Here is an 8,545-nt window from a genome sequence, read left to right on the forward strand (position 1 = left end):
GACCCGGCCGCCGTCCCCGCGGACGCCCCCGCCACCGTCGTCGACCTGTCCGGCTGCTGGGTCGTCCCCGGCTTCGTGGACCTCCACAACCACGGGGGCGGCGGCGCCTCGTTCAGCTCCGGGACCGTCGAGGACGTGCTGCGCGGCGTGCGCACCCACCGGCTCCACGGCACCACCACCCTGGTCGCCTCCACCGTCACCGGCGACCTGGCCACCCTGGCCGTACGCGCCGGGATGCTCTCCGAGCTGGCCGAGGACGGCGAGATCGCCGGCGTCCACTTCGAGGGCCCGTTCATCTCCCCCTGCCGCAAGGGCGCGCACTCCGAGGAGCTGCTGCGGGAGCCGGACCCGGCGGAGGTCCGCAAGCTGGTGGAGGCGGCGCGCGGGCAGGCCCGGATGGTCACCCTCGCCGCCGAACTGCCCGGCGGCGTCGAGTCGGTGCGGATGCTGAAGGAGATGGGCGTCATCGCCGCGGTCGGGCACACCGACGCCACCTACGAGCAGACCGTCGAGGCGATCGAGGCGGGCGCCACCGTCGCCACCCACCTGTTCAACGCCATGCCCCCGCTGGCCCACCGCGCCCCCGGCCCGGTCACCGCGCTGCTGGAGGACGAGCGGGTCACCGTCGAGCTGATCGACGACGGCGTCCACCTGCACCCGGGCGCCCTGCAGCTGGCGTTCCGTCACGCAGGTGGCGCACGGGTCGCGTTGATCACCGACGCCATGGACGCCGCCGGGTTCGGCGACGGCCGCTACCGGCTGGGGCCGCTGGAGGTGGAGGTGGTCGACGGGGTGGCCCGGCTCGCCGGGGACGGCACCATCGCCGGTTCCACCCTGACCCTGGACCGTGCCTTCCGACGGGCCGTCACCCTCGACGGCCTGCCGGTGGAGGACGTGGTCGCGGCGATCTCCGCGACGCCCGCCCGGCTGCTCGGCCTGGACGACCGGATCGGCTCGCTGGAACCCGGCAAGGACGCCGATCTCGTGGTGCTGGACGAGGAGTTCGCCCTGCGCGGGGTGATGCGCAAGGGCGCCTGGGTGGTCGACCCGCGCCGCGACTGACCCGCCGCCTCTTTCACCCCTCCCCCCTCGGCCGCCCCCCGGCTCGTCGGGCCTCTGGGCCACCGGGCCCGCGTTTGGCATGATCGAGCCAGAAACTGGCGGCCGTGAACCGGCCGCTTCCGGATCTGGCGCATCATCGGGGGGAGGCGGACCGGGTGATCCTGACGGTCACGCTGAACGCCGCACTCGACATCACCTACCGGGTGCGGGCCCTGCGTCCGCGGACCGGTCACCGGGTGTCGGAGGTCGTGGAACGGCCGGGCGGCAAGGGCATCAACGTCGCCCGGGTGCTGGCGGCCCTCGGGCACCAGGTCACGGTGACCGGCTTCGCCGGCGGCGCGACCGGGCGCACCGTGCGGGAGCTGCTGGCGTGCGGGCCGGGGCCGGTGGCCGACGCGCTGATACCCGTGGCGGGCTCCACCCGCCGCACCGTCTCGGTGGTCGACCCGGCCGCCGAGGACGCCACCCTCTTCAACGAGCCCGGTCCCACGGTCTCGGCCGCGGAGTGGGACGCGCTGCGCGACGCCTACCGGGACCTGCTGCCCTCCGCCCGGGCGGTCGCCCTGTGCGGCAGCCTGCCGCCGGGCGTGCCGGTCGGCGCGTACGCGCTGCTGGTCCGCGAGGCCCGGGCCGCCGGGGTCACCGTGCTGCTCGACACCTCGGGCGAGCCGCTGCGCCGCGGCGTCGCCGCCCGTCCCGATCTGCTCAAGCCGAACGCGGAGGAGCTCGCCGAGCTGACCGGCTCGCACGACCCGCTGCAGGCGGCCCGCGACGCCCGGCGGCGCGGGGCACGGACCGTGGTGGCCTCGCTGGGCGCCGAGGGTCTGCTGGCCGTCGGGCCGGAGGGGCACTGGCGGGCCGCGCCGCCCCGTCCGCTGCGCGGGAACCCGGCGGGGGCCGGCGACTCGGCGGTCGCCGGTCTGCTGTCCGGGCTGGTGGAGAACCTGCCCTGGCCCGAACGGCTGGCCCGGGCGGCCGCCCTCTCGGCGGCCACCGTGCTCTCGCCCGTCGCCGGGGAGTTCGACCGGGCGCGCTACGAGGAGCTGCTCGGCCGCGTCCGGGTCGCCGAGGCGGCGCCCACGGCCTGACCGGCCGCCGGGCGCCCCCGGGTCAGGACTTCTTGAACTCCGCGGGTTCCGTGCCCACTTCGCCCTGCACCAGACCGAACTGGTCCACTGCGGCGTTGCAGCCGCCGGGGCAGCTCAGGGTGACCTTGTTGGTGCCCTTCTTCAACTGCACGTAGTTGTACGTGTAGGTCCAGCCCTTGTCCCACTCGCCCTTGCCGGCGTTTCCGTGGTTCTTCAGACCGACCTCGGTCGACGTCCCGCCGTTGACCGTCAGTGTGGCCTTGGCGTCCTCGCCCGGGACGGAGTAGTAGGTGAACAGCGTGTACTCCCCGTCCTTCGGCACGCCGTCGACCTGCCAGGTCACCGAGGAGTTGGGGGTGTCAAGTCCGGCCACGTAGGCGCCGCCCTCGGCCCGGGAACCCGGCACGTCGCTGCGGACGACCGCACCGCCGGCCAGGCCGCCGGTGAGCGAGGCCGCGTCGACCTTGCTCGGGTCGAAGCTCTCCGGCTTCTGGTTCTCGCCCTTGTCGTCCGAACCGGCCTGCTTGTCCATGGCGGTGAGCGAGGGCGTCGGGGAGGCGTCGGCCTTGTTGCCCTGGTCGTCGTCGCCGCCGGCCATGGCCACGCCGATGCCGATGACCACGGCGGCCACCACGGCCACCGCGCCGATCAGCAGGCCCTTGGTGTTGGGGCCGCGACCACGGCCGCCGCCCCCGTGGGAGCGGTGGCCGCCGTCCGCGGGACCGCCGGGAACCCCGACGGAGCCCATGGCGACCTCGGGGGCCTGGTAATGGGGGTTCGGACGGCCGTAGCCCGCACCGGCGGGCGGCGCGGGCTGCTGCGCCGTCTGCTGCGCGCCGTACCGGCGCTCGCCGACGGCCCGCACACGGTTGACGGAGTTCGGGTAGCCGTAACCGCCGCCACTGGGCGGCTGGGCGCCGTTGGCCTGCCCGTCGGCGTAGAGGTAGCCGAACGGGTCGTCGTCCTCGGGCGTGCTGGCGCCGTTGTTACCGGACGTCATCCCTTGGTACTCCTCAACAGATGCGGGGTCAGGTGCGACAGGTGATGTCTTGCGAGCGTACCCGTTGTTTGTAGCCCGAGTGGGTGACACAGATCCCACGGGCCGGTGACGGTGCTCTGACCTGCGGTCTAACCCGCGCGCCTGTGAGTTTTCGGACGTGATCGTTTCTGAACGTACATACGCTCGTCGGCGGACTTGAGCACTTCCTCCGCCGTCATCCCGCAGTGCGCCCAGCCGATGCCGAAGCTCGCGCCGACCTTCACGTCCCGGCCCTCCACCGCGATCGGCTGAACAATTCGGCTGCGCAGCCGCGCCGCCAGGTCCTCGGCGTCGGAGCGGCCGAGGCCGTCGGCGAGCACCACGAACTCGTCGCCGCCCAGCCGGGCCACCGTGTCGCCGTCTCGGACGCACTCGCTGAGGCGGCGGGCCACCTCGATCAGCACCGCGTCGCCTGCGTTGTGGCCGAAGCGGTCGTTGATGCCCTTGAAGCCGTCCAGGTCGCAGAAGAGGACCGCGAGTCCCTTGCCGCCGTCGTCCCGCCGCTCACGCGGCGCAACGGTGTGCACGTGCCGGGGTTCGCGGACGATGCCGCCGTACCCGTCTCCCCCCTCGAACCCGTCGTAGCCGTCCACCGGCGCGCGGCTGTGTCCCAGCCCTTCGAACGCGTCCGGCTCGTGACCCCCGCCCTCGCGGAAGGGCTCGACGGCCAGGTCGTGGTACACCCCGGTGTCGTAGGCGCCCGGCTCGTACAGGCCCAGCTCGGCGGGCTCGTCCCCGTAGGCCGCGTCCAGCGACTCGACGACCCCGGCCAGGCGGTTGTCGGTGGTGTCCGGCGCGTACGGCCGGTCGCAGAGCCGGGCGCTCAGCCGGGCCCGCAGCTCCGCGGAGTTCGGCAGGCCGGTCAGCGAGTCGTGCGAGGCGCGGTGGGCGAGTGCCAGCTCACGCCGCTTGCGCTCCTCGATGTCCTCGACGTGGGTGAGCAGGAACCGCGGCCCGTCGGCGGTGTCCGCCACCACCGAGTTGCGCAGCGACACCCAGAGGTAGCTGCCGTCCCGCCGCGCCAGGCGCAGTTCGGCCCGGCCGCCCTCGGCGGAGGTCCGGCGCAGCGTGGAGGCGTCATCGGGGTGGACCAGCGCCTCGAAGGACTGCTTGCACAGCATGGTGGCCGGGCGGCCCAGCAGCCGGCACAGGGCGTCGTTCGTGCGCAGTATCCGGCCGTGGTGGTCCCCGCCGCCCATGTCCGCGATGGCCATGCCGGACGGGGCGTACTCGAAGGCCTGCCGGAAGCTCTCCTCGCTGGCCCGCAGCGCCTGCTGCTCCCGCTCCAGACGGACCAGGGCGCGCTGCATGTTGGAGCGCAGCCGGGCGTTGGCTATGGCGATCGAGGCGTGGAAGGCGTACGTCTCCAGCGCCTCGCGCCCCCAGGCCCCGGGCCGGCGGCCGTTGCGCGGGCGGTCCACCGATATGACGCCGATCAGCTCCGGCTCGACGTTGCGGTCCAGGGTGCCGGGGGCGTACATCGGCGCGAACAGCCGGTCGTCGGGGTGCCACTCGTCCTCGAAGCGGGGCAGCGGGCCGCCGGTGAGCCAGGTCGGGACGTCGTCCTCGTTGAGCATCCACGCCTCGGTGTGCGGGATGAACCGCAGCGACCCCCAGGTCTCCCCCATGGTGAGCCGGCGGTCCCAGGACTCGCGGGAGCCGGACCGACCGGTCAGCAGCGCCTCGGCCGCCGTGTTGCCCGCCATGGCGGCGACGACCAGGTCGTTCTTCTCGGGGCGGACCAGGTTGACGGCGGCGAGCTCCCAGCCCAGCCCTTCGACCAGGCCGTCGGCGACCGTCTGCAGGGTGTCGGCCAGGCTGCGGGCGGTGTTCATCCGTGCCATCAGCTGGTGCAACTGCCGCAGAGTCGCAAGGCGGACATACGGTTCCGACTCGGTCTCCATGCTCGCCCTCCCCCCGAGACCTCGTAGCGAATCAAGGGTTGTCTTCGGCGTACTCGTGCAGCTTCAACGTCACTGAATCACAGCGCGCTGCTCCACCGGTACGCAGGGTCAGCAAATTTCTGTCGCTGTGAGTCAAGTCACATGTATCACGGGAAACAGGGACAACGTGGGGACTTTGCAGCGGAGACCGTCGAGAACCCGTGCCGCGATGGCCCGTGCGGGCGGCGGGCCCGGGCGCCGGGAGGGGGACCTAGGTCTCCCAGCGGGCCCGGGATGCGGCCCGGGGCCGATGCGGGGCAGGCGTGGCGGCGCCTAGCGTCGTTCATGTGGCGACCCTTTCCTTCCCTCCCGCATCTCACACCTCGGCTGCCTCCCCGGCACCTGCCGTCCTTGCCGGCCATGCCCCGGGGCATGCTGAAGGGGTGAACGACGAAGAATTCCGCGCAGCCATGTCCCGGCTGGCCTCGGGCGTGGTCCTGGTGACCGCGCACGAGCCCCAGCCCGACCCCGACGGCCCGGCCGGCGAGGACGCGGGGATGACGGCGACGGCCTTCATGTCGGTCTCGCTCGACCCGCCGCTGGCGATGATCAGCCTGCGCACGGGTTCCCGGATGGACGACCTGCTCGCCGAGCAGCCGCTGTGGGCGGTCTCGGTGCTCGCGGAGGACCAGCGTCACATCGCGGGGCGGTTCGCCATGAAGGGGCGGATCAGCGACCGGCTCCTGTTCGCCGACGTCCCGCACACCCGCGGCGAGGCAAGCGGCGCCCCGCTGATCACCGGTGCGCTCGCCACCGTGGAGTGCCGCACCGAGCAGCGCGTCGAGGCGGGCGACCACACGCTTGTCGTCGGCCGCGTGCTGACCGCGTCGACGGCGCCGGGCGACGCGGGGCCGCTGCTGCACTTCCGCAGCCGGTACCGGCACCTGGGCTGATCCGCCCGCCGGTGCTCCCTCGCCCGGGCGCGGTCCCGTGCCGGCCGGTCAGTCCCAGTTGCGCGGGCTGCGTCCCCGTTTGGTGTCCGCCCGCTTCTTCTTGTTCTCCAGACGGCGCTCGTTGATGCCCCGCGGGATGCGGGTGGGCCGCCGGACCTTCGGCGGCGGCGCGACCGCCTCGCCCAGCAGGGCCGTCAGCCGCTCCATCGCCGCCTCGCGGTTGCGCCACTGCGAGCGGTACTCGGAGGCCCGCACCACCACGACGCCCCCGTCCACCAGCCGCGACCCCAGCCGCTCGAGCGCGCGGGCCTTCCAGACCGGCGGCAGCGCCTCGGTCGCCGCCAGGTCGAACCGCAACTCGACCTGCGTGTCGCTGGTGTTGACGTGCTGCCCGCCCGGCCCGCCGGAACGGGAGAAACGCCAGCTGAGCTCCGCCTCGGGCAGAGGCACGGAGCCGCGGATGAGAAGGGGGCGACCGGACATGCCCCCATGGTCCCCCGCCCGGGGCGCCGCAGTCACCCCGGTTTTCGTCAGGCCGTTCGGGTGAAGGGGTAAAAAAGGTAAAGCCAGGCGGAACCTCTCGGACCTCTCCCGGCGTTCAACGAAGCGACGGTAGGTTCGCCCCCAGTGCGAAGCCCGTCAGTCACACACCGAAGGAAGGACTCCCACCATGGCTGTAAGCCTGTCCAAGGGCGGCAACGTCTCGCTTTCCAAGGAGGCCCCGGGCCTGACCGCCGTCACCGTGGGCCTCGGCTGGGACGTCCGCACCACCACGGGAACGGACTTCGACCTCGACGCGTCCGCCATCGCCGTCACGGCCGCCGGCCGGGTGCACTCGGACGCGTTCTTCGTCTTCTTCAACAACAAGGCGACGCCGGACCAGTCCATCGTCCACACCGGTGACAACCGCACGGGTGAGGGCGCCGGCGACGACGAGGCCATCAACGTCAACCTGGCCGGTCTGCCCGCCGAGGTCGACAAGGTCGTCTTCCCGGTCTCGATCTACGACGCGGAGAACCGCTCGCAGAACTTCGGCCAGGTCCGCAACGCGTACATCCGCGTGGTCAACCAGGCCGGTGGCGCGGAGATCGCCCGCTACGACCTCTCCGAGGACGCCGCGACCGAGACCGCCATGGTCTTCGGCGAGCTCTACCGCCACGGCGCCGAGTGGAAGTTCCGCGCGGTCGGCCAGGGCTACGCCTCCGGCCTCACCGGCATCGCCCAGGACTTCGGCGTCAACGTCTGAGTCCTGCCGGCCATGTCCCGGCCCGCCCCCACCCGGGGCGGGCCGGGCCCGGTCGCCCCGTAGCGCCGTCGCGCCCGGCCCCAGGCGGGGACCGTCCGGCCGACGGCCGCGGGACAGCGTCCGGCCCGTGACCGCGGAGTCCTGTCCGACCGGTGCAGGGGGATTCCCCGCGCCGCTCGGTCGATTAGCGTGCGCCCATGATCCTGGAGCCGCTCCCCCTCACCCCGGACCGCGACATCCCGGGCCCCGTGCTCACCGAGCTCACCGCCCTCTACGCGTCGAACCGCGAGTTCCACGCGCTCGCCGGGGACGACGAGTTCCCCGACCCGGACGACGTCCGGCCCGAGCAGGTCGCCGCCGCCCTCGCGGAGGAGATCGCCGACCCGGACATCGAGATCCTCCTCGCCCGCAGCGCCGGCCGCCTGATCGGCCTGGCCGTCACCCTGGCCCACCACCCGGACCCGGTGGACCCGGACCCGTGGATCGGCCTGCTGATGATCGACGCGACCGTCCACCGCCAGGGCCTCGGCCGTCGGCTCGCCGCCGCCGTGGAGGCCCGTCTCTTCGCCGCCGGCCGCACCGCCGTCCGGCTCGCCGTCCTGGACAGCACCCCCGGCTCGCTCGCCTTCTGGACCTCCCTCGGCTACCAGGTGATCGGGCACCGGCTGGACCGCCAGTACCAGCGCCCCTGCTCCGTGCTGCGCAAGCCGCTGCAGGATCCTTCCACGCCGCGCATGCCCCGCGCCGCGGCCCGGGTCGCCGTGGTCGGCCCCGGCCCCGACCGTCCCGTCCTCCTGCTGCGCTACGAGAACCCCGACGACGGCGTCTACTGGGCGCTGCCCGGCGGCGGTCTCGAGCCCGGTGAGAGTCCCCTCCAAGGCGCCACCCGCGAGGTCCGCGAGGAGACCGGCTGGAGCGACGTCACCCCCGGGCCGCTGCTGTGCGTCTGGGAGCACGACTTCACCTACCACGGGGTTCCGGTCCGCCAGCACGAACACGTCTACCTGGCACGGGCCCCGCGCCGCGACCTGTCCGGCGACCTGAAGGACGCCCACGGCGCGGACGGGATCCTCGCCTGGCGCTGGTGGCCCCTGGAGGAGCTCGCCGCCACCGGGGAGACGATCTGGCCGCCCCGCCTGGCCCCTCTGGTGGCTGCGGCGACCGCCGCCGACACCGGGACGGCGTGACCGGCCGCCGGTGCCCGCTCGTTTGGGCGCCGGCCGGTGCGGGTCGCGCCGTCCCCCACCGGTCCGCACGGGCGGCCCGGCGTGAAC

At 73.6% G+C, this 8,545-nt stretch carries 8 protein-coding genes; 5 read left to right on the top strand and 3 right to left on the bottom strand.

What is annotated here, in order from left to right; translation table 11 throughout:
• Window positions 1–1,062, top strand: a 1,062-nt coding sequence (gene nagA, locus ACOV8S_RS01515) for an N-acetylglucosamine-6-phosphate deacetylase (protein ID WP_448315524.1), incomplete at its 5' end; no start/stop codon positions are given.
• A gap of 155 nt (window positions 1,063–1,217) precedes the next feature.
• Complete coding sequence (locus ACOV8S_RS01520; protein ID WP_448315526.1) at window positions 1,218–2,150, top strand: 1-phosphofructokinase family hexose kinase; 933 nt, start codon at window positions 1,218–1,220, stop codon at window positions 2,148–2,150.
• Between the two features lie 22 nt (window positions 2,151–2,172).
• On the opposite strand, the gene ACOV8S_RS01525 is transcribed toward ACOV8S_RS01520, so the two are convergent.
• Both ACOV8S_RS01525 and cdgB read right to left on the bottom strand, forming a co-directional pair.
• Window positions 2,173–3,150: a carbohydrate-binding protein gene (locus ACOV8S_RS01525; RefSeq protein ID WP_448315528.1), complete on the bottom strand. Its 978-nt coding sequence runs from the start codon at window positions 3,148–3,150 to the stop codon at window positions 2,173–2,175.
• A gap of 128 nt (window positions 3,151–3,278) precedes the next feature.
• Window positions 3,279–5,093 (bottom strand): diguanylate cyclase CdgB, encoded by a 1,815-nt coding sequence (gene cdgB / locus ACOV8S_RS01530; RefSeq protein WP_448315530.1) that lies wholly within the window; start codon window positions 5,091–5,093, stop codon window positions 3,279–3,281.
• Window positions 5,094–5,542: 449 nt separating this feature from the next.
• On the opposite strand from cdgB, the gene ACOV8S_RS01535 reads away from it, so the two are divergent.
• Window positions 5,543–6,025 carry a flavin reductase family protein gene (locus ACOV8S_RS01535; RefSeq protein WP_448315671.1) on the top strand — a complete coding sequence of 161 codons (483 nt, stop codon included), beginning with the start codon at window positions 5,543–5,545 and terminating at the stop codon, window positions 6,023–6,025.
• Between the two features lie 48 nt (window positions 6,026–6,073).
• Here the strand turns inward: ACOV8S_RS01535 and arfB are convergent, their stop codons facing one another.
• Complete coding sequence (arfB, locus tag ACOV8S_RS01540; protein WP_382553740.1) at window positions 6,074–6,508, bottom strand: alternative ribosome rescue aminoacyl-tRNA hydrolase ArfB; 435 nt, start codon at window positions 6,506–6,508, stop codon at window positions 6,074–6,076.
• Between the two features lie 187 nt (window positions 6,509–6,695).
• Here arfB and ACOV8S_RS01545 point away from each other — a divergent pair, with 187 nt between their 5' ends.
• Window positions 6,696–7,271, top strand: coding sequence for a TerD family protein (locus ACOV8S_RS01545; RefSeq protein ID WP_351112988.1), 576 nt, complete (start codon window positions 6,696–6,698; stop codon window positions 7,269–7,271).
• Between the two features lie 197 nt (window positions 7,272–7,468).
• Window positions 7,469–8,458, top strand: a complete 990-nt coding sequence (locus ACOV8S_RS01550) for a GNAT family N-acetyltransferase (RefSeq protein WP_448315532.1) — start codon at window positions 7,469–7,471, stop codon at window positions 8,456–8,458.
• The last annotated feature ends 87 nt before the right edge of the window (window positions 8,459–8,545 follow it).

It is taken from the genome of Streptomyces sp. CO7 (genome assembly GCF_053474865.1).

Excerpts from the sequence above, each read along its gene's own strand:
- ACOV8S_RS01525 (WP_448315528.1), bottom strand. The coding sequence starts at position 3,150 with ATGACGTCCGGTAACAACGGCGCCAGCACGCCCGAGGACGACGACCCG.
- cdgB (WP_448315530.1), bottom strand. The coding sequence starts at position 5,093 with ATGGAGACCGAGTCGGAACCGTATGTCCGCCTTGCGACTCTGCGGCAG.
- ACOV8S_RS01535 (WP_448315671.1), top strand. The coding sequence starts at position 5,543 with ATGTCCCGGCTGGCCTCGGGCGTGGTCCTGGTGACCGCGCACGAGCCC.
- arfB (WP_382553740.1), bottom strand. The coding sequence starts at position 6,508 with ATGTCCGGTCGCCCCCTTCTCATCCGCGGCTCCGTGCCTCTGCCCGAG.
- ACOV8S_RS01545 (WP_351112988.1), top strand. The coding sequence starts at position 6,696 with ATGGCTGTAAGCCTGTCCAAGGGCGGCAACGTCTCGCTTTCCAAGGAG.
- ACOV8S_RS01550 (WP_448315532.1), top strand. The coding sequence starts at position 7,469 with ATGATCCTGGAGCCGCTCCCCCTCACCCCGGACCGCGACATCCCGGGC.